This is a genomic window from Roseovarius sp. TE539, assembly GCF_003298505.1.
Classification (GTDB): Bacteria; Pseudomonadota; Alphaproteobacteria; order Rhodobacterales; family Rhodobacteraceae; genus Roseovarius.
The window spans coordinates 38,294-62,861 of the sequence record NZ_QNGB01000008.1; the positions used below are offsets into that span (position 1 = coordinate 38,294).

The 24,568-nt window shown below is 61.8% G+C and carries 26 protein-coding genes; 10 read left to right on the forward strand and 16 right to left on the reverse strand.

Annotated elements, in window-relative coordinates; translation table 11 throughout:
* The first annotated feature begins 89 nt into the window (after positions 1–89).
* From DQW77_RS07505 to acs, 6 genes are all read left to right on the forward strand, one after another.
* A complete protein-coding gene (locus DQW77_RS07505; RefSeq protein WP_113257591.1) occupies positions 90–1,442 on the forward strand; it encodes a substrate-binding protein in 1,353 nt (450 codons plus the stop codon).
* 90 nt (positions 1,443–1,532) lie between these two features.
* Complete coding sequence (locus DQW77_RS07510) at positions 1,533–2,564, forward strand: branched-chain amino acid ABC transporter permease (RefSeq protein WP_113257592.1); 1,032 nt, start codon at positions 1,533–1,535, stop codon at positions 2,562–2,564.
* A gap of 3 nt (positions 2,565–2,567) precedes the next feature.
* Positions 2,568–3,773, forward strand: coding sequence for a branched-chain amino acid ABC transporter permease (locus DQW77_RS07515; protein ID WP_113257593.1), 1,206 nt, complete (start codon positions 2,568–2,570; stop codon positions 3,771–3,773).
* 12 nt (positions 3,774–3,785) lie between these two features.
* A complete protein-coding gene (locus tag DQW77_RS07520; RefSeq protein WP_113257594.1) occupies positions 3,786–4,541 on the forward strand; it encodes an ABC transporter ATP-binding protein in 756 nt (251 codons plus the stop codon).
* Positions 4,542–4,630: 89 nt separating this feature from the next.
* Complete coding sequence (locus DQW77_RS07525) at positions 4,631–5,386, forward strand: ABC transporter ATP-binding protein (RefSeq protein ID WP_113257595.1); 756 nt, start codon at positions 4,631–4,633, stop codon at positions 5,384–5,386.
* An 86-nt stretch (positions 5,387–5,472) separates the two neighbouring features.
* Positions 5,473–7,419 carry an acetate--CoA ligase gene (gene acs, locus DQW77_RS07530; RefSeq protein WP_113257596.1) on the forward strand — a complete coding sequence of 649 codons (1,947 nt, stop codon included), beginning with the start codon at positions 5,473–5,475 and terminating at the stop codon, positions 7,417–7,419.
* A gap of 133 nt (positions 7,420–7,552) precedes the next feature.
* Here the strand turns inward: acs and queF are convergent, their stop codons facing one another.
* Genes queF through queC form a run of 4 tightly spaced genes read right to left on the reverse strand, consistent with a single transcriptional unit; the run spans position 7,553 to position 9,812 of the window.
* Positions 7,553–8,020, reverse strand: coding sequence for a preQ(1) synthase (gene queF / locus DQW77_RS07535; protein ID WP_113257597.1), 468 nt, complete (start codon positions 8,018–8,020; stop codon positions 7,553–7,555).
* Between the two features lie 12 nt (positions 8,021–8,032).
* On the reverse strand, positions 8,033–8,779 hold the full coding sequence (gene queE / locus DQW77_RS07540) for a 7-carboxy-7-deazaguanine synthase QueE (protein WP_113257598.1): 747 nt from the start codon (positions 8,777–8,779) through the stop codon (positions 8,033–8,035).
* Positions 8,758–9,114, reverse strand: a complete 357-nt coding sequence (gene queD / locus DQW77_RS07545; protein WP_113257599.1) for a 6-carboxytetrahydropterin synthase QueD — start codon at positions 9,112–9,114, stop codon at positions 8,758–8,760. The genes queE and queD overlap by 22 nt, the downstream gene beginning before the upstream one ends.
* Complete coding sequence (gene queC, locus DQW77_RS07550) at positions 9,114–9,812, reverse strand: 7-cyano-7-deazaguanine synthase QueC (RefSeq protein ID WP_113257600.1); 699 nt, start codon at positions 9,810–9,812, stop codon at positions 9,114–9,116. The genes queD and queC overlap by 1 nt, the downstream gene beginning before the upstream one ends.
* Before the next feature lie 720 nt (positions 9,813–10,532).
* On the opposite strand from queC, the gene DQW77_RS07555 reads away from it, so the two are divergent.
* The 4 genes from DQW77_RS07555 to aat all read left to right on the forward strand — a co-directional run bounded on the left by DQW77_RS07555 (position 10,533) and on the right by aat (position 13,787).
* Complete coding sequence (locus tag DQW77_RS07555; RefSeq protein ID WP_181711213.1) at positions 10,533–11,081, forward strand: PAS and helix-turn-helix domain-containing protein; 549 nt, start codon at positions 10,533–10,535, stop codon at positions 11,079–11,081.
* Positions 11,082–11,254: 173 nt separating this feature from the next.
* Positions 11,255–11,758, forward strand: coding sequence for an acetyl-CoA carboxylase biotin carboxyl carrier protein (gene accB / locus DQW77_RS07560; RefSeq protein ID WP_113257601.1), 504 nt, complete (start codon positions 11,255–11,257; stop codon positions 11,756–11,758).
* A 9-nt stretch (positions 11,759–11,767) separates the two neighbouring features.
* Positions 11,768–13,117, forward strand: a complete 1,350-nt coding sequence (accC, locus tag DQW77_RS07565) for an acetyl-CoA carboxylase biotin carboxylase subunit (protein ID WP_113257602.1) — start codon at positions 11,768–11,770, stop codon at positions 13,115–13,117.
* A 16-nt stretch (positions 13,118–13,133) separates the two neighbouring features.
* Positions 13,134–13,787: a leucyl/phenylalanyl-tRNA--protein transferase gene (gene aat, locus DQW77_RS07570; protein ID WP_113257603.1), complete on the forward strand. Its 654-nt coding sequence runs from the start codon at positions 13,134–13,136 to the stop codon at positions 13,785–13,787.
* Here the strand turns inward: aat and DQW77_RS07575 are convergent.
* From DQW77_RS07575 to soxB, 12 genes are all read right to left on the reverse strand, one after another.
* On the reverse strand, positions 13,730–14,113 hold the full coding sequence (locus DQW77_RS07575; RefSeq protein WP_113257604.1) for a DUF2155 domain-containing protein: 384 nt from the start codon (positions 14,111–14,113) through the stop codon (positions 13,730–13,732). The genes aat and DQW77_RS07575 overlap by 58 nt on opposite strands.
* Positions 14,110–14,568, reverse strand: coding sequence for an outer membrane lipid asymmetry maintenance protein MlaD (gene mlaD, locus DQW77_RS07580; RefSeq protein WP_113257605.1), 459 nt, complete (start codon positions 14,566–14,568; stop codon positions 14,110–14,112). Before mlaD ends, DQW77_RS07575 begins: the two co-directional genes overlap by 4 nt.
* Before the next feature lie 9 nt (positions 14,569–14,577).
* Complete coding sequence (locus tag DQW77_RS07585; RefSeq protein ID WP_113257606.1) at positions 14,578–14,961, reverse strand: NADH:ubiquinone oxidoreductase subunit NDUFA12; 384 nt, start codon at positions 14,959–14,961, stop codon at positions 14,578–14,580.
* Positions 14,962–15,047: 86 nt separating this feature from the next.
* On the reverse strand, positions 15,048–15,407 hold the full coding sequence (locus DQW77_RS07590) for a RidA family protein (RefSeq protein WP_113257607.1): 360 nt from the start codon (positions 15,405–15,407) through the stop codon (positions 15,048–15,050).
* A 70-nt stretch (positions 15,408–15,477) separates the two neighbouring features.
* On the reverse strand, positions 15,478–16,743 hold the full coding sequence (clpX, locus tag DQW77_RS07595; RefSeq protein ID WP_113257608.1) for an ATP-dependent Clp protease ATP-binding subunit ClpX: 1,266 nt from the start codon (positions 16,741–16,743) through the stop codon (positions 15,478–15,480).
* A 142-nt stretch (positions 16,744–16,885) separates the two neighbouring features.
* Complete coding sequence (locus DQW77_RS07600; protein ID WP_113257609.1) at positions 16,886–17,512, reverse strand: ATP-dependent Clp protease proteolytic subunit; 627 nt, start codon at positions 17,510–17,512, stop codon at positions 16,886–16,888.
* A 179-nt stretch (positions 17,513–17,691) separates the two neighbouring features.
* Positions 17,692–18,135: a DUF302 domain-containing protein gene (locus DQW77_RS07605; RefSeq protein ID WP_113257610.1), complete on the reverse strand. Its 444-nt coding sequence runs from the start codon at positions 18,133–18,135 to the stop codon at positions 17,692–17,694.
* A 67-nt stretch (positions 18,136–18,202) separates the two neighbouring features.
* On the reverse strand, positions 18,203–19,468 hold the full coding sequence (locus DQW77_RS07610) for an NAD(P)/FAD-dependent oxidoreductase (RefSeq protein ID WP_113257611.1): 1,266 nt from the start codon (positions 19,466–19,468) through the stop codon (positions 18,203–18,205).
* Positions 19,469–19,522: 54 nt separating this feature from the next.
* The gene (locus DQW77_RS07615) at positions 19,523–20,230 is read right to left on the reverse strand and encodes a c-type cytochrome (RefSeq protein ID WP_113257612.1); all 708 of its coding nucleotides are present in this window, start codon (positions 20,228–20,230) and stop codon (positions 19,523–19,525) included.
* A 95-nt stretch (positions 20,231–20,325) separates the two neighbouring features.
* Positions 20,326–21,519 carry a c-type cytochrome gene (locus tag DQW77_RS07620; RefSeq protein WP_113257613.1) on the reverse strand — a complete coding sequence of 398 codons (1,194 nt, stop codon included), beginning with the start codon at positions 21,517–21,519 and terminating at the stop codon, positions 20,326–20,328.
* Positions 21,503–22,771, reverse strand: coding sequence for a sulfite dehydrogenase (soxC, locus tag DQW77_RS07625; RefSeq protein ID WP_113257614.1), 1,269 nt, complete (start codon positions 22,769–22,771; stop codon positions 21,503–21,505). Before soxC ends, DQW77_RS07620 begins: the two co-directional genes overlap by 17 nt.
* Before the next feature lie 89 nt (positions 22,772–22,860).
* Positions 22,861–24,558: a thiosulfohydrolase SoxB gene (gene soxB / locus DQW77_RS07630; protein ID WP_113257615.1), complete on the reverse strand. Its 1,698-nt coding sequence runs from the start codon at positions 24,556–24,558 to the stop codon at positions 22,861–22,863.
* Between the last annotated feature and the right edge of the window lie 10 nt (positions 24,559–24,568).

A 24,568-nucleotide genomic window follows, 5' to 3' on the forward strand; every position in this document is an offset into this window, starting at 1 on the left:
TTCGTCCTGCATGATCCCTTTGCACATCAGTGCGATCTGGAAGGCGCAGAGGAGGCGGCTTCCACGAATTTTTTAACGGGAGGATATCCATGTCCAAAACTAACCTGACCCGCCGCGGCGTGCTCAAGACCAGTGCCATCGCGGGCGCCGGTCTCGCCGTGCCGACAATCTTCACGGCCTCGTCGGCATCGGCCTTCACCAACGAGCCGATGGGAAGCACCGTGACCCTTGGTTTCAACGTGCCGCAATCGGGCCCCTATGCGGATGAGGGCGCCGACGAGCTGCGTGCATACGAACTTGCGGTCGAGCACCTCAATGGTGGTGGCGACGGCGGGATGATGAACACCTTCAGTTCCAAGGAGCTGCAGGGCAACGGCATCCTTGGCAAGAAGGTCGAATACGTCACCGGCGACACGCAGACGAAATCGGACGCCGCTCGCGCCTCGGCCAAGTCGATGATCGAGAAGGACGGCGCCATCATGATCACCGGCGGATCAAGCTCGGGCGTGGCCGTGGCCGTCCAGGCGCTGTGCCAAGAGGCCGGCGTCATCTTCATGGCCGGTCTCACCCACTCGAACGACACCACCGGCAAGGATCGCAAGGCCAACGGCTTCCGCCACTTCTTCAACTCCTACATGTCCGGAGCGGCGCTGGCGCCGGTGCTGGCGGCCGAGTACGGCACCGACCGCAAGGCCTATCACCTGACAGCGGACTACAACTGGGGCTACACCACCGAGGAAGCCGTGCGCGCCTCCACCGAAGCTCTCGGCTGGGAAACCGTGAACGCGGTCAAGACGCCGCTGACGGCCACGGACTTCTCGGCCTACATCACGCCGGTCCTGCAGTCGGGCGCCGACACGCTGGTCCTGAACCACTATGGCGGCAACATGGTGAACTCGCTCACCAACGCCGTGCAGTTCGGCCTGCGCGACAAGCAGGTGAACGGCAAGGATTTCCAGATCGTCGTTCCGCTCTATTCGCGCCTGATGGCGCGTGGCGCCGGCGCCAACGTGAAGGGCATCTTCGGTTCGACCAACTGGCACTGGTCACTTCAGGACGAAGGCTCCAAGGCGTTCGTCAAGTCGTTCGGCGAAAAGTACGGGTTCCCGCCAAGCCAGGCGGCGCACACCACCTATGTGCAGACGCTTCTCTATGCCGACGCCGTGCAGCGCGCGGGCTCCTTCGCGCCCTGTGCCGTGGCCGAGGCGCTGGAAGACTACGAGTTCGACGGCCTGGGCAACGGCCCGACGCTTTATCGCGCCGACGACCACCAGTGCTTCAAGGACGTTCTGGTCGTGAAGGGCAAGGAGAACCCGCAATCCGAGTTCGACCTGCTCGAGATCGTCGAAGTGACCCCGGTGGAACAGGTCACCTATCCGCCGGATCACCCGCAGATGGGCGGTGCCGACGCGACGCTGGGCACCTGCAACAACGGCGCCTGATAGAGCGCCTTTTCACGGGGCGGGCCACCCTGGCCCGCCCCGACATCGCGCCGTCGCGGCGCCTTCCCAAAACTCCGTAGAGGCAGACCGATGGAAGCAATCATCCTGCAAATTCTCAATGGCCTGGACAAGGGCTCGGCCTATGCGCTGATCGCTCTCGGGCTGACCCTGATCTTCGGCACACTGGGCGTTGTGAACTTCGCGCACGGCGCCCTTTTCATGATCGGCGCCTTCTGTGCGGTCACCCTCAGCCGCATCCTCACCGCGTCCCGCACGGTCATCGACGAGACCAAGACCGATTTCCTCGGCAACCCGCTGAAAGTGGATGTCCCGCATGTCTACGACTGGTTCGGGGAAGCGGCAGGCGCGACAATCATCGACTGGGCGGTCCCGCTTTCGATTCTCTTTGCCATTCCGGTCATGATGCTGATCGGCCTGATCATGGAACGCGGCCTGATCAAGCACTTCTACAGCCGCCCCCATGCCGACCAGATCCTCGTGACCTTTGGCCTTGCCATCGTCCTGCAGGAGATCATCAAGTATTTCTATGGCGCCAATCCGATCCCGACGCCGGCTCCGGATGCCTTCCGTGGATCGTTCGATTTCGGCGCCGCCCTCGGCTTCGATCCCAATGTCATCATCTATCCCTACTGGCGGCTGGTCTACTTCGCCTTCGCCGCGGTGATCATCGGAGCGGTCTTTGCCTTCCTCCAGTTCACCACCTTCGGCATGGTCGTCCGCGCCGGCATGGCGGACCGTGAAACCGTCGGACTGCTGGGCATCGACATCGACAAACGCTTCACCCTGATGTTCGGACTCGCCGCAGCGGTGGCGGGGCTTGCCGGTGTCATGTATGCGCCGATCAACTCGCCCAATTATCACATGGGCATGGATTTCCTGGTTCTCAGCTTCGTGGTTGTCGTCGTCGGAGGCATGGGCTCGCTGCCCGGTGCGGTCGCGGCGGGCTTCCTGCTGGGCATTCTCGAAAGCTTCGCGTCGATGGGCGCGGTGCTGGAGGTCCTGCCGGGCATCAACCAGATCATTATATACCTTGTGGCGATCATCATCCTGCTCACCCGTCCGCGGGGGCTGATGGGCCGCAAAGGCGTCATGGAGGAATAAACCATGCTCGGACTGAACAAGAAAGACCTCAAACTGCTGCTGATCGTGGCTGTCCTGGCCATCCTTGCGCCATTCATCCTGAACCCCTTCCCCGAAGACAGCGCGATGGCGCAATTCAACGCCGGGTATCCGGACCTGATGCAACGCTTCGTGATCTTCGGCATCTTCGCCATCGGGTTCAACATCCTGTTCGGTCTGACCGGCTACCTCAGCTTCGGACATGCCGCCTTCCTCGGGGTGGGGTCCTACGCCGCAATCTGGATGATGAAACTGCTGACCATGAACGTGATCCCGGCCATAATGCTGTCGGTCCTTTTCGCCGGTCTCTTCAGCCTGATCGTCGGGTGGATCTCACTGCGCCGATCCGGCATCTACTTCGCCATCCTGACGCTGGCCTTCGCGCAGATGTCCTATTCGCTGGCCTACTCGGTGCTGACACCTATCACCGGCGGAGAAACCGGCCTGCAGCCCAAGGTCACCGATCCGCGAATTCTCGACGGCACGCTGCCGCAGGGTGAAACGGCGCGGGCGAATATCTTCGGCTTGGAGATGAACTCCAGCTACGATCTCATTGTCGGAGGGTGGCTCTTCACCTTCAACGTGGGGTACTACATCGCGGCGATCGCCATGCTGGCAAGCTTCTACGTGGCGATCCGGATCTTCCGTTCACCTTTCGGCACCATGCTTCGCGCAGTGAAGTCGAACCAGACGCGCATGTACTACACTGGTCTCAACGCGAAGCCCTACACGCTGGCGGCCTTCGTGATCTCGGGCATGTATGCCGGTCTTGCCGGAGGGCTTCTGGTCGCGATGGACACGCAGGCGGGCGCCGAGCGGATGTTCTGGACCGCGTCCGGCGAGGTGGTGCTCATGACCATCCTTGGCGGCGCCGGCACGTTGATCGGCCCTGTACTGGGTGCGGGCCTGATCAAGTACATGGAGAACATCCTTTCCAAGATCAACAAGGACATCCTGCACCAGTGGTTCGCGTTCCTGCCCGACGGGCTTGAGGATTTCATCATCACGATCGTATATCCCTTCATCGGGAAGGGCTGGCACCTGACACTGGGCCTGATCTTCATGGGCGTGGTCATCTTCCTGCCCGGCGGTCTGGTTGAAGGGGGACAACGCATCGCGCGTCTCTTCCGCGGCAAGAAGGCCAAGGAGAGCGACTCCGACAAGTCCACCCAATCCACCCCTGCGGAATAAGGAGAAGCACCGATGGGTATTCTCGAAGTCAAGAACGTCAACAAGCGCTTCGGCGGTCTGCAGGCCCTGGGTGACGTCAACCTCAGCGTCGAGGAAGGAAGCGTTCATGCAATCATCGGCCCCAACGGGGCTGGCAAGTCCACGCTCCTCAACTGCCTGATCGGCAAACTCATCCCCGATACCGGCAGCGTGATGTTCGATGGTCAGAGCGTTCTGGGGCGCAAACCCTACGAGATCAACCAGATGGGTATCTCTCGCGTCTTCCAGACGCCGGAAATATTCGGGGATCTCACGGTTCTGGAAAACATGATGATCCCGATCTTCGCCAAGCGTGACGGCGCGTTCCGGATGCATGCCATCGAAAGCACGGAAAGGGAATCCGGGATCATTGAACAGGCCGAACAGATGCTGGAAAGCCTGAACATGGCCGACCAGCGGCACAACCATTCGGCATCGATGTCGCGCGGCAACAAGCGCCGGCTCGAGATCGGGATGTGCCTTGCCCAGAACCCGCGCCTTCTGCTGCTGGACGAGCCGACCGCGGGAATGGCGCGCGCCGATACCAACAATACAATCGACCTTCTGAAGCAGATCAGCGACGATCGCGATATTACCATCGCGATCATCGAGCACGACATGCATGTCGTGTTCAGCCTTGCCAACCGGATCACGGTTCTGGCGCAGGGCACACCGCTGGTCGAGGATACGCCCGACAAGATCAAGGGTCATCCGAAGGTTCGCGAGGCTTACCTCGGCGAAAGTGCCTGACACGGTTCCGCCGGTTCATCGGGCAAGCCCCCGGAAACCGGCGCCACTAAAAGAGGTCCCGGCAAATGTACGGGACGGGAGAGAGAAAAATGAACGTCAAACCGGACTTCTCGAAGGGCAAGAACGTTGCCGAAACAGCCCCGGCCTTCCTGTCGGTCTGGGAACTGCAGGCCTATTACGGCGAGAGTTACATTGTGCAGGGTATCAGTTTCAACGTCCACGAAGGCGAGATCCTCGCACTTCTGGGCCGCAATGGCGCAGGCAAGACGACCACGTTGCGCGCCATCGCGCGCATGGACAATCCGCAAGTGATGCACGGTGAGATCTGGCTCGACCACAAGCCGCTTCACAGGATGAAAAGCCATCAGGCTTCGGTCGCCGGTATCGGGTTGGTGCCCGAAGACCGTTGCATCATCCCCGGGCTGACCGTCGAGGAAAACCTGCAACTCGCACAGATCGCCCCCCCGATGGGCTGGTCACTGGAACGCATCTATGAACTCTTCCCGCGTCTCGCGGAACGCCGCAAGCAGGAAGGCGTCACGCTTTCGGGCGGAGAGCAGCAAATGCTGGCCGTGGCCAGGGCGCTTGCGCGGGACATCAAGGTCCTGCTGCTTGATGAACCCTACGAGGGGCTTGCGCCTGTCATCGTGGACGAGATCGAGAAGACCCTTCGAGTGATCAAGGAACAGGGAATTACCACCGTCATCGTGGAACAGAATGCCGTTCGCGCGCTCGAACTGGCAGACCGCTCGGTCATCCTCGATACGGGCGGCATCGTCTTCGACGGTACCGCAGACGAGGTGCTCGAGAACGAGGAGCTGCGCGCCGAATACCTCGCGATCTGAACCGCATGGCCTGACCGGACCCGCAGTTGCGTGATCAAGGTCAGGCTCCTACCCTGCGACCGCACAAACACGAACAGAGGCCAGAAATGTCCGACAAAACCTATCCGCCATCCGATGAATTCGCCGCCAACGCACATGTCGATGCGGCCACGTACAAGAAGATGTACGCCGCGTCGATCAACGATCCCGAAGCCTTCTGGGCCGAGGAGGGCAAGCGCATCGACTGGATCAAGCCCTACTCGCGGGTCAAGGACGTGAATTTCGACTTCGGCAACGTGTCGATCAAGTGGTTCGAGGACGGAACCCTGAATGTCGCGGCCAATTGTATCGACCGCCACCTGAAGGACCGCGCCGATCAGACGGCCATTATCTGGGAGCCGGACGACCCCTCCGACCCGGCCATGCACATCACCTACAGACAGCTTCACGAGAATACCTGTCGCATGGCCAATGTCCTCAAGGGGATGGGCGTCGACAAGGGGGACCGCGTGGTGCTGTATCTGCCGATGATCCCCGAGGCCGCCTATGCCATGCTGGCCTGTGCACGTATCGGGGCCATCCATTCGATCGTCTTCGCCGGGTTTTCACCCGATGCCTTGGGGGCACGGATAAACGGGTGCGACGCCAAGGTGGTCATCACCGCTGACGAGGCGCCGCGCGGGGGCCGCAAGACAGCGCTCAAGAGCAACACCGATCAGGCCCTTCTTCATGTCGATCACGAGTGCAAATGCCTGGTGGTCAAGCATACGGGTGGACAGACCACTTGGACCGGGAACGATCACGACTACAATGCGCTCGCCGCCGAGGCGTCCGCGGAATGCGATCCCGAGGAGATGGGCGCCGAGGATCCACTGTTCATTCTCTATACCTCAGGGTCAACCGGGCAGCCCAAGGGCGTTGTCCACACGTCCGGCGGCTACCTTGTCTACGCGGCGATGACCCACAAGCTGACCTTCGATTACCATGACGGTGACGTCTTCTGGTGCACTGCGGATGTCGGCTGGGTAACCGGGCATAGCTACATCGTCTACGGGCCGCTCGCCAACGGCGCCACCACGCTGATGTTCGAGGGCGTGCCGACATACCCGGATGCGGGACGTTTCTGGGCGGTTTGCGAAAAGCACAAGGTCAACCAGTTCTATACAGCGCCCACGGCCATCCGTGCGCTGATGGGGCAGGGTGATGAATACGTGACCAGATACGACCTGAGCGACATCAAGGTGCTTGGCACCGTCGGCGAACCGATCAACCCCGAAGCCTGGAACTGGTACAACGATGTTGTCGGCAAGGGGCGCGCGCCCATCGTCGATACCTGGTGGCAGACGGAAACCGGCGGGCATCTCCTCACGCCGCTCCCGGGGGCAACCGCGACCAAGCCCGGCTCCGCCACCAACCCGTTCTTCGGCGTCCAGCCTGCCGTTCTCGAAACCGAGAGCGGAAAGGAAATCGAGACCACGGAGGCCGAGGGCGTGCTGGTGCTCAAGGACAGCTGGCCGGGCCAGATGCGCACTGTCTGGGGCGATCATGCACGTTTCGAATCGACCTATTTCCAGCAATACAAGGGCTACTATTTTTCCGGTGACGGCTGTCGCCGGGATGCGGACGGCTATTACTGGATCACCGGGCGCGTCGATGATGTGATCAATGTCTCGGGGCACCGGATGGGCACGGCGGAAGTCGAAAGCGCGCTTGTCGCCCATGGCAAGGTGGCCGAGGCCGCCGTGGTTGGCTACCCGCACGACATCAAGGGCCAGGGCATCTATGCCTACGTGACGTTGATGAACGGTGTCGACCCTTCCGAGGAGCTTCGCAAGGAGCTGGAAAAATGGGTCCGCACCGAGATCGGGCCGATCGCCAAACCCGACCTGATCCAGTGGGCGCCCGGCCTGCCCAAGACGCGCTCGGGCAAGATCATGCGCCGTATTCTGCGAAAGATCGCCGAGAACGACTACGGAAGCCTGGGCGACACCTCGACACTCGCCGATCCGGGCGTTGTGGACGAATTGATCGAGAACCGCATGAATCACGGCTGATCGCGACTGGCCACATCAGTCCTGTCACGGGAGAACAAGGCCGACCTTTCCGGTCGGCCTTTTTTCTTGAAGTCGCGGACATGGATATTACCCGGAATGGTTACGCCGCGGGCAAGGCGGGGATGCGCGCCTGTCAGCCGCGGCCGCGATAGGGTGGTACACCCTGATCGGGAATCCAGACGCCTTCGGGCATCGGACCGGTCTGGTAAAAGACGTCGATCGGGATACCGCCACGCGGATACCAGTAACCTCCAATCCGCAGCCATGCAGGTTCCAGAAAATCCGCCAGCCGGCGGGCGATTGTAATGGTGCAGTCCTCGTGAAAGGCGCCATGATTGCGGAAGGCGCCAAGAAACAGCTTCAGCGACTTGGACTCGACCAGCCAGTCGCCCGGCACGTAATCAATGACCAGATGGGCGAAATCGGGCTGCCCGGTCATCGGGCATAGCGAAGTGAACTCGGGCGCGATGAACCGGACATTGTAGGCCACGTCCGCCTGCGGGTTCGGAACGCGTTCCAGCTCGGCCTCATCGGGGCTTTGCGGAAGCCGCAACTCTCCACCCAACTGCTTGAGGTTACTGTAAATATTTTCTTCACTCATGTTTTCCTCCGTTCATACCCCACGCTTGTTGCCCCACAGCATGACGTGAAGCTGCGGCAGCACGCGGGCCTCGAACCACCGATCGCCGGTAACACGCTCGACCAGCCATCGCATGCGCGCATCCACACCGTCCTGATCCACCGTCGCGGCATCGTCCTCCGGGGGCGGTGGCGTGTGGTTGCCGGGCTGAAGGTAGACCGGCAATTGCGGATAGCGGGCAGCAACGTCCCGCGCATAGGCGTAGTCTGCCTCGTCGAACACCACGATCTTGAGAACTGTTTGCGCCCCTTGTGCCGCATCCACGCAACCTCTGAGCAACGCCCAGTCGGTGTCCATCCCGCTTGACGGCGGCTTCGGGCTGAGCACCAGCATGTCGAGATTGGCAAACCAGTCCCGCGCGACTGTCCCCTGGGTTTCCAGAGCGAAGCGGTAACCACGCGCGCGGCCCATCCCGATCAGACGCCCCAGCGGCTGGATCGCCGGGTTTCCCCCGGAAAGCGATACCATCAGGGGCCGTGCGCCGGAAAGAGCCTCGATCCTGGTCATCACCTCGGACGCCGACATCGCTGCCCACGTGTCGCGGTAGGAGCTGTCGACAGCGTGCAGGCTGTCGCACCAACTGCAACGGAAATCGCATCCCCCGGTGCGCACGAAAACCGTCGGCACCCCGATCAACGCGCCTTCACCCTGAATCGTCGGGCCGAACACTTCGGCGACACGGATCGTTCCTTCGCTGGTCACGGGCGATATTCCGCCCATGTCTTCGGCGTTTCGCTGACCCGAACCGCCGACACCTCGGGCCATCGGACGCGCGCCCAGTCGAAGAAATACTTTGCCAGACGTTCGGCTGTCACCATGTCGTCGCCCAGCACATCATTCAGATGCCGGTGATCCAGCTCGTCATCAATATGACTTTTGAACGCGGCGAGGTCGAGGTAATCGCGAACAAAACCGTGCTCGTTCAGCGCGTCACCGCGCAACTCCAGAACCACGATGTAATTGTGCCCGTGCAAACGCGCGCATTGGTGCTCGGGCGGCAGGCCATGAAGCTGATGCGAGGCCGAAAAATGAAATTCCTTGGTGATCGTGAACATCACGCATCCGCCTTTCCCGTGACACCGCGCCAAAAATCGGGATCCGCATACTCGGTGGGATCGGGCAGGCCGGCAAGGTCGAACGCTTCGCGCCGTTCGACGCAGGTGCCACAACGCCCGCAATGGATGGCCCCGCCCTTGTAGCACGACCAGGTCCGCGCGAACGGCACTCCGTTCCGCGCCCCGTCCGTGACGATATCAGCTTTGGAAACATCCACATAGGGCGTATACAACCGCGGTTGGGTCAACCCTTCCAGCGCCCTGTCCTGCATCGTCTGGAAGGCGTCGATGAAAGCGGGGCGGCAATCGGGATAAATGAAGTGATCGCCACCATGCACGGCCGCGCCGACGGCCTCGGCCTCCCGCGCCGCGGCGATGCCGAAAGCGATGGCCAACATGATCGCATTGCGGTTGGGCACCACGGTGACCTTCATGCTTTCCTCTTCGTAATGGCCGTCGGGCACCTCCCGGTCATCGGTCAGGGCCGAGCCGCTCAGCGCCTTTCCAACGCCGCTGATATCAACGATCTCGTGAGTCACGCCAAGCCTGCGCGCGCAATCGGCGGCGAAATCAAGTTCCTTGCGATGCCGCTGTCCGTAATCGAATGAAAGCATCGCCTGCAGGCGCTGTTCAGCCGCGACCTTGTGGGCCAGCGACACCGAATCAAGCCCGCCGGAGCAGATGACGATGGTATCCATAACTGAGTCCTTGTTTTGAGCGGGTAGGCTGCGACCGCTGGGCAGGCATCTAGAGGTTTTGCCCCACAGAAACAAGGTATGGTTTACCAACGGCGCTCCTTGACCCTTGGTCTCGGCAGTTGCGGCTGTTGCCGGATCATTGGCCAATGCCGCGCAGGTGCCTTGGGTGGAGACCGTCGACATGGATGTTCGCGGACGAGGCACCCCCGGAACCGTCGGCTTTCCGAGTTCAGTCACTTGGCCCACCTTGGGCAACACGACGACGCTCCCTTGATGCGAAAACCCTCCGACCCGCGATTCCATGAAAGTACCTTGCACCGGAGAGGGATACCCGCCCCAAGGTGGGGATGGGCGCGTGACCCTCTCAGGACTTTTTCCTTTGGAAGCAAAATATTATAGGATTTTACTCCGGTGCACTTCGCCTCCAACATGTCCTGCGCCGTCATTCTGGCGCGTTCGGGAAGCAGCGCACCGGTGAACAACTGCGCGGGCACCAAGGCCGCCGGCAGCGCGACAAGCCTGAGTGGTTTCAAATGGCCCGTCCGTGGGCACCCGATCGCACACCCTGAACATGCATGGCCGAACCGGGGACAAATCTCGCAGGTTTCGTGCCCATTCTCGCCGGCGATCGGCAAGACGAGGTCAGCCCCGGATGCACCGCGAGCCCGAATCCCGGCGCAATTTGCTTGGACCGGCGCAGAGGGCGCGTCATAACGGGGCATGGATATCGGAACGCTCGCCTTCGATCACGCGCCGGTCGGGCTGGCCGTGCTCGAACACCGGATCATCCGCGTCTGCAACCGGCAATTCGCCGCGATCTTCGGCGGGGAACCGGGGGACTATGCCGGGGTGCCGTTGGCGCGGTTCTACCCCTCGATCGAGGATTACCGCCGGATCGGCTCGGACGCGCTCGCCGTCATGCGGCGCACAGGGCGCTACGCCGACGAACGGGTCATGAAACGCCATGACGGGGCGCTTTTCTGGTGCCGGGTACGGGGCCAGTCCCTGACACCGGAAGACCCATTCAGGCGCGGTGTGTGGTCCTTTGCGGACTTGTCACAGGAACGCCCGCTGGTGGCGCTCACGCAGCGCGAGCGTGAGGTGGCGATCCTGACCTGCCGCGGCCTGACCTCGAAGGAGATCGGCCTGGAACTGGGGCTGAGCTACCGCACGGTCGAGGTTTACCGGGCGCGGCTGCTGGAGAAGTTCGAGGCGCGCAAGCTGGCGGAACTTGTGGCCAAGCTTTCCGGCATGCCCCTTCTGGATTGACTCTTTGACGTACGGCAGGGTTTCCGCGCCCCGGCCCTCGCAATCGTGACGCACAGGCCCCATCTATCCGTGAAAAGGCTTCTTTTCTCCCCGTGCAGCATGGCATATAAGCAGCGAAAACGCGTGCGCGGGCCAAGGAATGACGGAGCCGCCACAATCGGTCGAGGAACCTGATGACGAACAAATCCCACGATGACGACGTATCTTTCATCAAGGCGCTGGCGGAGCTGCTGAACGACAACGACCTTACCGAGCTTCAGGTCAAGCGCGATTATGGCGCCGATGACAGCCTGAATGTCCGCGTCAGTCGCCGTCAGGAGCCTGCACCCTCGATGATGCCGGCCCCCGCACCGGCCGCGGCGCCCGCCCCTGCGCAATCACCGGTGCCAGCGCCCGCCGCCTCGGCCGCCGCGGACTCGCCGGCCGAAGACCCGGCCAGCCATCCCGGCGCGGTGCTGTCGCCTATGGTAGGCACCATTTACATGCAGGCCGAACCGGGTGCCCCCAGCTTCGTGGGAATCGGCGATCAGGTGTCGGAAGGGGACACACTGCTTATCGTGGAAGCGATGAAAACCATGAACCACATCCCGGCGCCGCGTCCGGGAACGGTCAAGCGTATCCTCGTCGAGGACGGTGCGGCCGTCGAGTTCGGCGCGCCCTTGATGATCATCGAGTAAGGCGCGCGCATGTTCGACAAGATACTGGTAGCGAACCGAGGCGAAATCGCCCTGCGAGTCATTCGTGCCGCGCGGGAAATGGGAATCCAGACCGTCGCGGTGCACTCCACCGCTGACGCAGATGCGATGCATGTGCGCATGGCCGATGAATCGGTCTGCATCGGGCCGCCGCCCTCGACCGAGAGTTACCTGTCCATCCCGTCGATCATCGCGGCGTGCGAAGTGACGGGCGCGCAGGCGATTCACCCCGGTTACGGTTTTCTGAGCGAGAACGCCAATTTCGTGCAGATAGTGGAGGATCATGACCTGACCTTCATCGGCCCCACAGCCGAACATATCCGCGTCATGGGCGACAAGATCACCGCCAAGGACACCATGAAAGCCCTTGGTGTACCCTGTGTTCCGGGTAGCGAGGGCGGCGTGGCCAGCCTGGACGAGGCGAAAAAACTGGGCGAGGAAATCGGGTATCCGGTCATCATCAAGGCCACCGCGGGCGGTGGCGGACGCGGGATGAAGGTTGCGCGCAATGCCTCGGAAATGGAAAGCGCCTACATGACCGCGCGGTCCGAAGGCAAGGCCGCCTTCGGAAACCCGGATGTCTATATCGAGAAATACCTGTCCACCCCCCGCCATATCGAGATCCAGGTGTTTGGCGACGGCAAGGGCCGGGCCGTGCATCTGGGCGAGCGGGACTGCTCACTTCAACGGCGTCACCAAAAGGTGTTCGAAGAGGCTCCGGGCCCCTGCATTACCGAAGAGGAGCGGGCGAGGATCGGCAAGGTTTGCGCCGATGCGGTGGCCAAGATCGACTATGCCGGTGCCGGCACGATCGAGTTTCTTTACGAGAATGGCGAGTTTTTCTTCATCGAGATGAATACCCGTCTGCAGGTCGAACATCCGGTGACCGAGGCGATATTCGGTGTCGACCTGGTGCAGGAGCAGATCCGCGTGGCCGAAGGATTGCCGATGTCATTCACGCAGGACGACCTGAAGATCATCGGCCACGCAATCGAGGTGCGGATAACGGCCGAGAAACTGCCGGATTTCGCCCCGAGGCCGGGGCGGATCACGCAGTTCCATGCCCCTGGCGGCCTCGGCGTCCGCATGGATTCGGCGCTTTATGACGGGTACTCGATACCACCCTATTACGACAGCCTGATTGCCAAGCTGATCGTGCATGGTCAGGACCGGCGCGGGGCGCTGACCCGGCTCAACAGGGCCCTGGGAGAGCTGATCGTGGATGGTATCGACACGACGGTGCCGCTTTTCCACGCGCTTCTGCAGGAAGAGGCGATCCAGACAGGGAATTACAATATTCACTGGCTGGAACACTGGCTGGAGACCAACCTTCAGGCCTGAGCGGGGTGCAGTCGAGATGACGGATCCCGCCGACCGCACTGTGACACCCGAACTGTTGCTGCAGGCCTATGCGGCCGGCATTTTTCCAATGTCGGAAACCCGTGACGACCCCGCGATATTCTGGGTCGACCCGATGCGCCGCGGAATAATCCCTCTGGACGGATTCCATATCTCGCGGTCACTGGCGCGCCGCATGCGCCGCGGCGGCTACGAGGTTACGCTGAATCACGATTTCATCGGTGTCATGGATGCCTGCGCGGACAGGGAAGAAACCTGGATCAACGCCGAAATCCGACGCCTGTGCATCGCGCTGCACGAAACGGGCCACGCGCATTCACTGGAGATATGGCAGGACGGCACCCTGACGGGCGGTGTGTACGGTCTGTGCCTTGGCGGCGCCTTCTTCGGCGAAAGCATGTTTTCACACCACACCGACGCCTCGAAACTGGCCCTCGCGCACTTGGTCGATCATCTGCGCCGCTGCGGTTTCGTGCTGTTCGACACGCAGTTCATCACCCCGCACCTGGCCTCTCTTGGCGCCATCGAGGTGGATCGTGCCGACTATCGCGGGCGTTTGGCGCAGGCGCTCCGGGTCGAGGCCGATATGCGGCGCTACTCGGTCTGTTCGGATGGCGCCGCGGTCTGGCATCGCAACACCCAGACATCGTAACGGGGATGCTCGAGCGCGTTAAGCGCCGGGGAAGACGCGATCATCCAGCCCGCAAACACGGGCCGCTCTGCATCCCGGGGGGTGATGGTGAGAAACGCGAAGGCATCCGCCGCCGGATCTCCGGACGGGTAACGGCATTCCCCGAGCGCGATCCGAAGGTGCCCGAATTCGGCAGTACCGCCATTCTTCAACGTGATGTTTTCGACGTCGCCACTGACCTTTTCGAGGCCACGAAGCACCGCTCCGGTGCCGAGATCGACCTCTTGCGCGGTTCCCGACGTGGCCACCATGCCCAACAGAAGCGCAACCTGGGCATGCGCCTTCATTCCCCGGCCTCTTCACCGTCTCCGGCAACGAACTTGGCCAGCAGCGAAATCAGGCTGACCGATCCTTGGGTGAATTCGATTTCCGCGCCGGGTTCCAGGTAGAACGGCGACCCGCCTGGCAACAGTTCGACAAAATTGCCGCCCAAAAGACCTTCGGAGGCGATCGAAACCGCGCTGTCTTCGGGAACCTGAATACCCTCCGTCACCGTGAAGACGGTGTGGGCGCGGTAGGTTTGCGGATCAAGTTCAAGATCGGTTACACGCCCCACCTTGACCCCGGCCATGCGCACATCCGTGCCGATATCGACGCCATTTGCGCTTCTGAAGCTGGCATTGAGTTCATACCCCGGATCGGCACCGACGGTCCCCGTCGCCTGTGCCGCATACACAAGAAATCCTGCCGCCACGGCAACAACCATGCCGCCAACGACAATCTCTGTCTTGCTTTCCGACATTCCAGGCCCCTATTCCGGCGACCACGCCTCATAATCGCGGCGCGGCGTGGGTTCGGTGCGGCGGATCGAGCCCGCGGGCGCATAGGCCAGGGCGGTACCGGTGAGGTTCTCCTCATGCGGTTTCTCCCATGCCTTGTGCGGCAACGGCTTGTCGGTCGGCGGTTCATCATAGGTGTGATGCAGCCAGCCGTGCCAATCCGGGCTGACGCGGCTTGCCTCGGCTTCGCCATTATAGATCACCCAGCGGCGCTTGTCCTCGCGGTCACGGAAAAACACGTTGCCCTGATCGTCCTCGCCCACGCGCACACCCTTGCGCCAGGTGTGAATCTGGGTGTTCAAAGTCTGGCCGTGCCACCATGTGACCGCGCGCAGCAGGGTGTTGAGAATGCCCATCGGAACCTCCGCCTGTCCTTCTCTCCCGTATGGCGCATAAGCGCGCAAAGGTCCAGCCCGCGCAGACCCGGCAGGACGCGTGGCGGTCATTTGCGTGGGGCCAGGGCCGTCACCTCGATCTCGATCCGGTACTTGGCTTCGATGAGTCCGCATTCTATCATCGTCGCGGCCGGTGGAGCGTCGCCAAATGCCGCGCGCAGTTCGGGCCAGCAAGCCGGAAAGTCGGCGCGGTCCGGAAGGTAGTACGTCACCCGCACCACGTCGGCCAAGGTCGCGCCGGCCTCGGCCAGGGCAGCTCTTATCTTCTCAAGGGCTGCACGGCACTGCAATGGCGCACTCTCGCCTTCGCCAACCGTACCGGCGACATGCACGAAACCGCCCGCCACCACCGCTCTTGCGTAGCCGACCTTCTTCTCAAACGGGCCTCCCGAAAAAATCCGCTCCATTTCGGCCTCTTGAAAAAAAGGGCGCCGATGGCGCCCTTCCAATTGGTTCCGGCTGATGCGGGCACGAGACTCAGCCGGCGCTCGCACCTTCTTTCTTCGCATCGGCATAGATCATGAGCGGCGCGGCCTCAGAGGTCACGGCCTCCTCGTTGACAACGACCTCCTCGACATTGTCCATGCCGGGCAGGTCGAACATTGTATCCAGCAGGATATCCTCGAGGATCGAGCGCAGGCCGCGCGCCCCGGTCTTGCGCGCAATGGCGCGCTTGGCAATCGCCTTGAGCGCGTCGTCCGTGAAGGTCAGCTGAGCCTCCTCGAGTTCAAAAAGGCGCTGATACTGTTTCACAAGGGCATTCTTGGGCTGCGTCAGAATAGTTACAAGCGCATCGTCGTCCAGATCCTCAAGCGTGGCCACGACCGGAAGCCGACCGACGAATTCCGGGATCAGGCCGAATTTCAACAGATCCTCCGGCTCCAGATCGCTGAGAATCTCGCCGATGCCGCGATCCTCCTCGTTGCGCACATCGGCACCGAACCCCATCGCGCTGCCTTTGCCGCGCTGCGCGATGATACGGTCGAGTCCGGCAAAAGCGCCCCCGCAGATGAACAGGATGTTGGTTGTGTCGACCTGCAGGAATTCCTGCTGCGGATGCTTGCGCCCACCCTGTGGAGGCACCGCGGCGACGGTCCCCTCCATCAGCTTCAACAGGGCCTGTTGCACCCCTTCGCCGGAAACGTCGCGGGTGATCGAGGGATTCTCGGATTTGCGGGTGATCTTGTCGACCTCGTCGATGTAGACGATGCCGCGCTGTGCGCGCTCAACATTGTACTCACTGGCCTGAAGCAGCTTGAGAATGATGTTTTCAACGTCTTCTCCCACATACCCCGCCTCGGTCAGGGTCGTGGCATCGGCCATTGTGAAAGGTACATCCAGAATGCGCGCCAGCGTCTGGGCCAGGAGCGTCTTGCCGCAGCCGGTAGGCCCGATCAGGAGGATGTTGGACTTCTGCAACTCAATATCGCCGGATTTCCCGGCCTGGTTGAGTCGTTTGTAGTGGTTGTGAACCGCGACCGAGAGAACCCGCTTGGCCACGGCCTGACCGATCACGTAATCGTCCAGCACCTGGCATATTTCCAGCGGGGTGGGAACGCCCTCGCTCGATTTCAGACCGGCATTCTTGGTTTCCTCGCGAATGATGTCCATGCAGAGTTCGACGCATTCGTCGCAGATGAAAACGGTCGGCCCGGCGATCAGTTTTCGGACCTCGTGCTGGCTTTTCCCGCAGAAGCTGCAATAGAGGGTGTTCTTGCTATCGCCGCCAGAGTTATTCGACATGACGTACCTTTCGGTCTCTGCGCTGCATGTTCACGGCCACGAGGGCGCGTGCTTCATCCGTTCGTCGGGCCAGCTTAGGACAGGTGCGAATGCTCCACAATCGCAAATTTCCCGGCCCGGCAGGCCCGTGCCGGCGAGGCGTTCAGGTGTCCTCGGCCTTGGCACGGTTCTCCACGATCTCGTCGATGAGCCCCCAGTCCTTTGCCTCCTCGGGGGACATGAAATTGTCCCGTTCAAGGGCGTCCTCTACCTTTTTGAGGGTCTGGCCAGTGTGCTTGACATATATTTCGTTGAGCCGCTTTTTCAGCTTTAGCGTCTCTTCCGCGTGGATCATGATATCCGTTGCCTGTCCCTGATACCCGCCCGACGGCTGGTGAACCATGATCCGGCTGTGCGGCAGGGAGAATCGCATCCCCGGCTCTCCGGCCGTCAGGAGAAGCGACCCCATCGAGGCCGCCTGCCCGATCACAAGTGTCGACACGCCGGGACGGATATACTGCATCGTGTCGTAGATCGACAGCCCGCTCGTCACCACGCCGCCCGGGCTGTTGATGTACATGCTGATTTCCTTGGACGGATTTTCCGCCTCAAGATGCAGCAGCTGCGCCACGATCAGGCTCGACATCCCGTCATGGACCGGGCCGTTGACGAAAATGATCCGCTCCTTCAGCAGCCTTGAGAAAATATCGTAGGCGCGCTCGCCGCGGCTGGTCTGCTCGACCACCATCGGCACAAGGGTATTCATGTATGTCTCGAAGGGATCCGTCATTTCTGCCTGCCTGCTGAAGTGGGGCCGATCATTATCGGTCAGATGCTAACGGAGTCTTAGTCCTGCAGCCCGGGGGCTGCAAGGGCATGTGGCAAAATCGGCGGCAGCCGGAAAAAGCGCGTGCCCCGCACAGGGCGGGGCACGAAATCGACAGGACGCGCCGGCGGCCCGGTGCCCGGTTACTGTCCGACCGCCTCGCGGGCGATGTCGTCAAGAAGGGCCTGCACCTCCTGCATCGGGCCTTCCGGCATGTTGCGATAGCCCACGGAAACCTCGCCCTCGCGATCAGTCACGAAAATGCCGTAGGGACAATGAGCGATGTTCATCGGATCGGTCTCCATCACGCTTCGGGACGTGACCGCAGAGCAGAAGATGAAAATGTCGGCAGCGTCGAAGATGGTCACATCGCTGCCCACATCCTCGCGGGTGCGGTTGAGCATGTCACCAACATGGCTGACATAGTCAATCACCAGGCCCTGTCCGACGATCGCGCTCTCGACCGAGAAGATGGCATCGTCGAAACTTCCCTCGAAATCATAGGTTGTCACACCGTCCTGCGCCGATACCGGCGCCCCGAGAAGAAGCGCTGCGGCGGCGATGGCGGCGGTGAATCCTCTTTTCATGGTCGTTCCTTTCCTTGTGAGATGGCCGAAGCGCCGGACCCGGCCCTGATGGCCGGGCCCTTCGCGATCAACCGAACATGTCCTCGGTTATGCCGGCATACCAGCCGACCGATTCCTCGTAGGTGGCCTGCCGCAGGGCGGCATCCTCGCCGGTCTGGCTGATGAAACCGTCAACCTTGGCGATCTTCTCGTCGGTGGCCTCGTAGGAGGCGCCCACCTTGACGCCATCCCCTTCGTCGATGAGTGACCAGCAGGTATTCGAGAAGCGTGGCGGAAACACCTTGGACCCCGTGAGAGCGCCCCGAACGGCCATCGCAGCGACCTTGGCTTGCGAATTGGCCGAGAAACCCGATTTGGGCATGTCGCCCTGGCTGGTGGCGTCCCCGAGGATGTGTATGTTCTCGTCCTTGCGGCTCTGCATCGTTTGCGGCACCACAGGTGCCCAGTTGCCGTCGGTCAGCCCGGCCATTTCGCAAATGCGCCCGGCTTTCTGGGCGGGGATCACGTTGCAGGCATCCACGTTCTCGACCACCCCGTCGATATCCACAGTCATGGCTGCGGGATCGACCGAGACATTGCCACCCCCGAAATCCGGGCCCAGCCATTCGATCATGCCGGCGTAGTGATTGCGCCAGCCCTCCTGGAAAAGCGCCATCTTCGAGAATTTGGGCTTGGGGTCGGCAACCAGTATCTTGGCGGTCGGGTTGATCTCCTTGAGGACATGGGCAACCATGCTGACACGCTCGTATGGGCCGGGCGGGCAGCGATATGGATTTGGCGGTGCCACCATCGCGAAAAGCCCACCTTCGGGCATCGCCTCGATCTGACGTTTCAGCAGTTCGGTCTGGCTGCCGGCCTTGTAGGCGTGAGGCATCGCATTCTGCGCGGCAAGATCCCAGCCGGGCACGGAGCCTTCGACAAAGTCGATGCCGGGGCTGAGGATCAACCGGTCGTAGGGCATCACGCCACCACCCGCCAGCGACACGGTCCTTGCATCACGGTCGATACCGGTCGCCCAGTCATGAACGACATTGATCCCGTATTCGGCGGCCAGAGTGCCGTAGCCGTGCCCGATGGAGGACATTTCGCGGAACCCGCCGATATACAGGTTGGAGAAGAAACAGGTGTAATATTTGCGCGTCGGCTCCACGAGCGTGACGTCGATCTCGCCCTTGCTGTCCTTGGCGATGTAACGGGCCGCGGTTGCACCGCCGGCACCGCCGCCCACCACAACGACCCTGGGCTTGCCTTGCGCCATGACCCGCGGTGCCGCCAGCGTAGTGGCTGCCGCGGCCGCGCCCCGGTGAATGAATGCACGTCTGTTGAGTGTCATTTTTTTCTTCCTCCCTCTGATCGTGCCGGGAATGTCCGGCACATTGGGGCCGGTTCAATCCAGCCCGGCGAAATATGCGGCCAGGGCCGCGATCTCATCGTCGGTCAGCCGCGCCGACATCATCTGCATGACCGGGTGGGGACGAAGCTTGCGCTTGTAGGCATGCATGGCCACCACGAAATCCTCCTCCGGCCAGTTCGTGATCGAAGGAATGCCCTCGGCATTACCGTCGCGCTGGTGGCAGGTGGTGCATTCACTCGAAAGATATTCTCCGTAGGCCGGATCCCCGACAATGGCGAGGATCTCCGGAGGCAGTTCAACTTCCGGCTTGCGTGCCGTCGGGTCCGCCTCGGGGATGTTGGCCGGATCGTCTGAAAAACGGCGCAGATACGCGAGGAGATCCGCCCGTTCTTCCGGATCCTCGATTCCGCCGAAGCTCATCCGGGTATCACTGACCAGGGCCTTGGGGTTCTCGATATAGGCGTCGAGGGTGTCGAGGTGCCAGACCAGCCCGTCGGCCCCCATGCGCTCAAGACCTTCCGAGTAATAATAATCGCCGGCGACAGCACCCGCCCGGCGCCCGAAGATGCCGTTCAGATGTGGCCCGATGCCGTTCTCGGCACCCTTGCCGACCTCGTGACAACCCGCGCACATCTCGAATATCTCGGCGCCACGATCGGCATCGCCGATTTCATCCGCGGCCCCCGGACCAGCGGCGAACAGCGCCACCAGAGACGCTGATATCGTACTCCTGCCAAGCATGGCGCACCCTCCCAGTTCACCTTGCCTTCACGTATCGCGCCTCCCCGTGCGATACATACCGGGGCCGGCAGGACGCCGCCCCCGGTACCTGCCCGCTATTGCGAGAAGGATTTCAGGTACTCTGTCACCGCCGCGATCTCCTCGTCGCTGCGCAAACCGGGGAAAGACATCTTGGTGCCTTTCACATAACTTCTTGGTTTGGCGAGGAATTCGGCCATCGTCTCTTCAGTCCAGACGATGCCCTCCTCGCCCATTTCCTCCATCGTGGAAGAATAGCGGAAATCCTCCGCCGCACCGAGTTCACGACCCATGACGCCATTGAGCTGAGGCCCCACACGATGGCTGGCGCCATCACCGACCTGATGGCAGGCCTTGCACTTTCGGAACACCTTTTCCCCCTCGTCCACAAGCGCCATGTCAAGCGCAGGCGTCTCGGCGTCCTCGGCGGTGTCCGCTTCGGCTTCGGTGGCCGCACCGTCATCGGCTGCGGCCATGTCGGTGCCATGGTCCTCGCCGGACTCTTCCATGGTCTGCACGGCTTCGTCCGGCGTCACGTCAAGGACTGCCGCGCGCATCGTGATCTCGACACTCTCCTTGCAGTTCTCCATACAAGGGTCGCGGGTAAACTCGGGAAGCTCCAGCTCTTCACGGTCATCCATGTAAAACCCGTCCTCGTTGGGCAGGGTCACTTCGGAAAAGTTCTCGTGGCTCAGTTCGAAATCCCCGTCCACGAGCCCGTTCATGTTGAGCAGATAGGCAGTGATCGCGTAAACCTCGTCATCGGTCAGCGACTGTGCGTTACCGAACGGCATCGCACGATGTACATAATCCCAGACGGTCGAAAGATAGGGCCAGTATGATCCGGTGGTCTTTACCGGACGCTGATCTGTCAGCGTGTCGAAACCACCGGTCAGGACGGGCCAGCGGCCCACGCCCTCACCGAAATCCCCGTGGCAAACGGCGCATTGCTCGACAAACACCCCCTCGCCATCCCAGACATTGCCACGACCCTCGGGCAATCCCTTGCCGTCGGGGCGGATGTCGATATCCCAGGCTGCAATTTCCTCGGGCAGCGCCTCGCGGCCCAGCCCGAATGGCCCCTCGGCCTCGGCGCCGCTGGCGGTGGCGGCGGCGATGAACATCGTATCGGGAGATTCCGGTGCCGCCCCCATGACCGCCGCATTTTCCGGAAGCTGGGTGATGTTGCGGTCGGCGAAATTCATCGCTCCGGTAAGGATAATCGCCGCGCCCAGGGCGGACCCTGCATAGAGCTTAAGAGATTTCGACATTTTCGGCGATTCCCTCTTCGTTGACATACCAGGTCTGGATGCCGTTGTTGTGGTAGATGGAATTCACACCGCGGAACTCGCGCAGCTGATCCTTGGTGGGCTGGACATAGCCGGTGCTGTCATGGGCACGGCTCTGAAGGTACAGCGGTCCGCCGTCCCAGTCGAACTCGTAGTAGAAACGGTGCATCGACTTGTCGAGGCTGGGTCCGGAGATGCGCGCCTGATGCCAGGTGATGCCGCCGTCTGTGGTGACATCGACCCGCGGGATCGTGCCACGTCCCGACCATGCCATCCCGGTCAGGACCGTGGGGCCCTTTCCATGTGTCAGCGGTGCCTGCGGGCTGGGATTGGTTATCACCGATTTGGCGTCCATCTCCCAGGTGAAACGGCGTGCCTTGCCGTCGGCCAGGAGATCGGTGTATTTCGACGTCTCCTCGCGATGGTGCCAGGGCTTGTCGCCGACCTCGATCCGGCGCAGCCACTTGACCCACATGTTGCCTTCCCAGCCGGGCACGACCAGGCGCACCGGATAGCCTTGTTCGGTCCGCAGCGCCTCGCCATTCATCTTGAAGGCCACGAGGCAATCGTCGAGCGCCTTTTCCATCGGAATCGAGCGCGTCATCGCCGCGGCATCGGCCCCCTCGGGCAGGATCCACTTGCCCTCGGTCTTGACACCTGCCTCCTGCAGGAGAAGCCGCAGCGGAATGCCGGTGTACATCACGTTATGGATCATGCCGTGCGTGAACTGACAGCCGTTCAACTGAGAGCCGCGCCATTCCATCCCCGAATTGGCCGCGCATTCGAGAAAGTAGACATGATTCTCGCGCGGGAACCGCATCAGATCCTGCATGGTGAACACCAGAGGTGTTTCGACCAAACCGTTGATCATCAGCCGGTGTTCAGCCGGGTCGATATGCGCGGCACCACCGTGGTGACGCTCGAAACACAGGCCATTGGGCGTGATGATCCCGTCAAGCTCGTGCAGCGGGGTGAAATTGATCGAACTGATCGGATCCGCGGTGAGCCACTCGACGGTGCGGCGCTTGACGTGGGATTCGTATTCCGACGGCATTCCGTACGGAGCCACGTCCACTCCGTCCCCAAGCTGCTGGGTCCATGGCTGCAGTTCGGTTATTGCCGGATCGCCGGCGGCGCGGGCCTGCGCTGCGACAAAGGTTCCGGCTCCGGCCGCGGCCGCCCCGGACAGGAACTGGCGGCGCGACGGCTTGGTGCCCTTGAAGCTGGTCGTCATCTTTCTCTCGATGCCTCCTCTTGAAGTGCCGCGCCCGGATCATGTGGCCCGGCGGCAAAAAGATTTCCTTCGGCGCGCGGGGCAGGCGCTCAGACGCCCGCGACCGTCACGGTATCGTTGGGCGCCACACTGACGGTGCCGGCCTTGCGGATATGGCTTTCGACCACGTCCCAGATCGGCGGCCCTTCGGTACCCTCGTTCACACTGGCCCATCCCGCGACCACGTAATTGCGCGCGGGGTCTATCGCCTCCCCGGTGCTGAGCAGGGTCATATCCGAGATCCGCTCACCCTGTGGCTTGCCGATGTCGATCCGATACCCCATGCCACCGATGCGGACCATGTCGCCCCCTTGCTGGTAATACGGGTTGGGGTTGAAAATGTTGTCAGCCACGTCCTCGAGGATCACCTTGATGAATTCACCGGTCATCTCGGTGCGGTAGGCTTCCGGGTAGGTCATCGATGTGACGTTCCAGATGTCTTCGCGGGTGATGTCCTGCCCGGGTATCAGCGAAGGCCCCCAGCGGACTCCGGGCGACATGGAGATTTCCGCATCACGCTCCGAGATCAGCGCCTCGCAGATCAGATCGTCCCAGGTACCGTTGAAATTACCGCGGCGGTAAAGCAGGCTGTCACTCTGCCCGATCACCTCGGCCAGGGCATTGGCATGGGGCGCGCGCTGCTCATCGATCAGGGCGGTCATTGCCGGGGCGGGCGCGATCACGTCGGAAAAGATCGGAATCAGTTTGTGGCGCAGGCCCTGCATCCGTCCGTCACGGACATCCAGATCCACCCGGCTGACGAATTTTCCGTTTGAACCGGAGGCGATGATGAACGTTTCGTTCACCTGCACCGGTTCGGGCAGGGCATCATGAGTATGACCCGAAAGGATAACGTCGATGCCCGAAACGATCCCGGCCATCTTCTTGTCCACGTCAAAGCCGTTATGGCTGAGCACCACGACCAGTTCGGCGCCCTGATCACGGACTTCGTCGACCATCTCCTGCATGCGCTCGTCGCGGATTCCGAAGGAATAGTCGGGGAACATCCAGCCGGGATTGGCGATCGGCATGTAGGGAAAGGCCTGCCCGATCACCGCGATCTTGGTTCCACCCCGCTCGAAGAACTCGTAGGGCGGGAACTCTGCCGCGGGTTCATCCCACATCTTGTCAAAGATGTTCTGGCCGAGCGCCGCGAAAGGCAACCCCTCCACGATCTCGCGTACCCGTTCCTGGCCGAGGGTAAACTCCCAGTGAAAGGTCATCGCGTCCGGCTCGAGCGCGTTCATCACGTTGACCATGTCCTGCCCCTGCGAATGGTAACAGGTATAGGAACCATGCCAGGTGTCGCCGCCATCCAGCAGCAGCGCATCGGGCCGGTCGGCACGGATCGCGTCAATGACCGTGGCGACCCTGTCAAGCCCGCCGACACGGCCGTATTGGCGGGCCAGGGAGGTGAAATCATCATAGGTCAGCGCGTAGTCGAGCGGGCTGCCGTCCGCGATGCCATAGAGCTTGCGGAAATCGGCACCGGTGACATGGGGCACCGCGCCCTTGTTTGAGCCGACCCCGATATTGACCTCGGGTTCGCGGAAATAGATCGGCTTCATCTGGGCATGGATGTCGGTGATGTGGATCAGGCTCACATTGCCGAACGTGTCGAATTCCAGCAGCCGGTCCTGGGTCAGGCTTTGCTGCGCGGCCAATCTCGCCCAGTTGCCGAAACCGCTCGCTCCCAGAAGGGCCGATGCGGCCATGCCGACCTGAAGAAAATCACGGCGGGATATCATGCTTTGCCTT

Excerpts from the sequence above, each read along its gene's own strand:
- soxC (WP_113257614.1), bottom strand. The coding sequence starts at position 22,771 with ATGACGACCAGCTTCAAGGGCACCAAGCCGTCGCGCCGCCAGTTCCTG.
- DQW77_RS07515 (WP_113257593.1), top strand. The coding sequence starts at position 2,568 with ATGCTCGGACTGAACAAGAAAGACCTCAAACTGCTGCTGATCGTGGCT.
- queF (WP_113257597.1), bottom strand. The coding sequence starts at position 8,020 with ATGAGTGAAGAAAATATTTACAGTAACCTCAAGCAGTTGGGTGGAGAG.
- DQW77_RS07520 (WP_113257594.1), top strand. The coding sequence starts at position 3,786 with ATGGGTATTCTCGAAGTCAAGAACGTCAACAAGCGCTTCGGCGGTCTG.
- accB (WP_113257601.1), top strand. The coding sequence starts at position 11,255 with ATGACGAACAAATCCCACGATGACGACGTATCTTTCATCAAGGCGCTG.
- DQW77_RS07620 (WP_113257613.1), bottom strand. The coding sequence starts at position 21,519 with ATGTCGAAATCTCTTAAGCTCTATGCAGGGTCCGCCCTGGGCGCGGCG.
- acs (WP_113257596.1), top strand. The coding sequence starts at position 5,473 with ATGTCCGACAAAACCTATCCGCCATCCGATGAATTCGCCGCCAACGCA.
- mlaD (WP_113257605.1), bottom strand. The coding sequence starts at position 14,568 with ATGTCGGAAAGCAAGACAGAGATTGTCGTTGGCGGCATGGTTGTTGCC.
- DQW77_RS07615 (WP_113257612.1), bottom strand. The coding sequence starts at position 20,230 with ATGCTTGGCAGGAGTACGATATCAGCGTCTCTGGTGGCGCTGTTCGCC.
- DQW77_RS07505 (WP_113257591.1), top strand. The coding sequence starts at position 90 with ATGTCCAAAACTAACCTGACCCGCCGCGGCGTGCTCAAGACCAGTGCC.
- queD (WP_113257599.1), bottom strand. The coding sequence starts at position 9,114 with ATGTTCACGATCACCAAGGAATTTCATTTTTCGGCCTCGCATCAGCTT.
- DQW77_RS07590 (WP_113257607.1), bottom strand. The coding sequence starts at position 15,407 with ATGGAGCGGATTTTTTCGGGAGGCCCGTTTGAGAAGAAGGTCGGCTAC.
- DQW77_RS07605 (WP_113257610.1), bottom strand. The coding sequence starts at position 18,135 with ATGAAAAGAGGATTCACCGCCGCCATCGCCGCCGCAGCGCTTCTTCTC.
- queC (WP_113257600.1), bottom strand. The coding sequence starts at position 9,812 with ATGGATACCATCGTCATCTGCTCCGGCGGGCTTGATTCGGTGTCGCTG.
- accC (WP_113257602.1), top strand. The coding sequence starts at position 11,768 with ATGTTCGACAAGATACTGGTAGCGAACCGAGGCGAAATCGCCCTGCGA.
- DQW77_RS07510 (WP_113257592.1), top strand. The coding sequence starts at position 1,533 with ATGGAAGCAATCATCCTGCAAATTCTCAATGGCCTGGACAAGGGCTCG.
- aat (WP_113257603.1), top strand. The coding sequence starts at position 13,134 with ATGACGGATCCCGCCGACCGCACTGTGACACCCGAACTGTTGCTGCAG.
- DQW77_RS07555 (WP_181711213.1), top strand. The coding sequence starts at position 10,533 with ATGGATATCGGAACGCTCGCCTTCGATCACGCGCCGGTCGGGCTGGCC.
- DQW77_RS07600 (WP_113257609.1), bottom strand. The coding sequence starts at position 17,512 with ATGACGGATCCCTTCGAGACATACATGAATACCCTTGTGCCGATGGTG.
- queE (WP_113257598.1), bottom strand. The coding sequence starts at position 8,779 with ATGGGCGGAATATCGCCCGTGACCAGCGAAGGAACGATCCGTGTCGCC.
- DQW77_RS07585 (WP_113257606.1), bottom strand. The coding sequence starts at position 14,961 with ATGGGCATTCTCAACACCCTGCTGCGCGCGGTCACATGGTGGCACGGC.
- DQW77_RS07610 (WP_113257611.1), bottom strand. The coding sequence starts at position 19,468 with ATGACACTCAACAGACGTGCATTCATTCACCGGGGCGCGGCCGCGGCA.
- clpX (WP_113257608.1), bottom strand. The coding sequence starts at position 16,743 with ATGTCGAATAACTCTGGCGGCGATAGCAAGAACACCCTCTATTGCAGC.
- DQW77_RS07525 (WP_113257595.1), top strand. The coding sequence starts at position 4,631 with ATGAACGTCAAACCGGACTTCTCGAAGGGCAAGAACGTTGCCGAAACA.
- soxB (WP_113257615.1), bottom strand. The coding sequence starts at position 24,558 with ATGATATCCCGCCGTGATTTTCTTCAGGTCGGCATGGCCGCATCGGCC.
- DQW77_RS07575 (WP_113257604.1), bottom strand. The coding sequence starts at position 14,113 with ATGAAGGCGCATGCCCAGGTTGCGCTTCTGTTGGGCATGGTGGCCACG.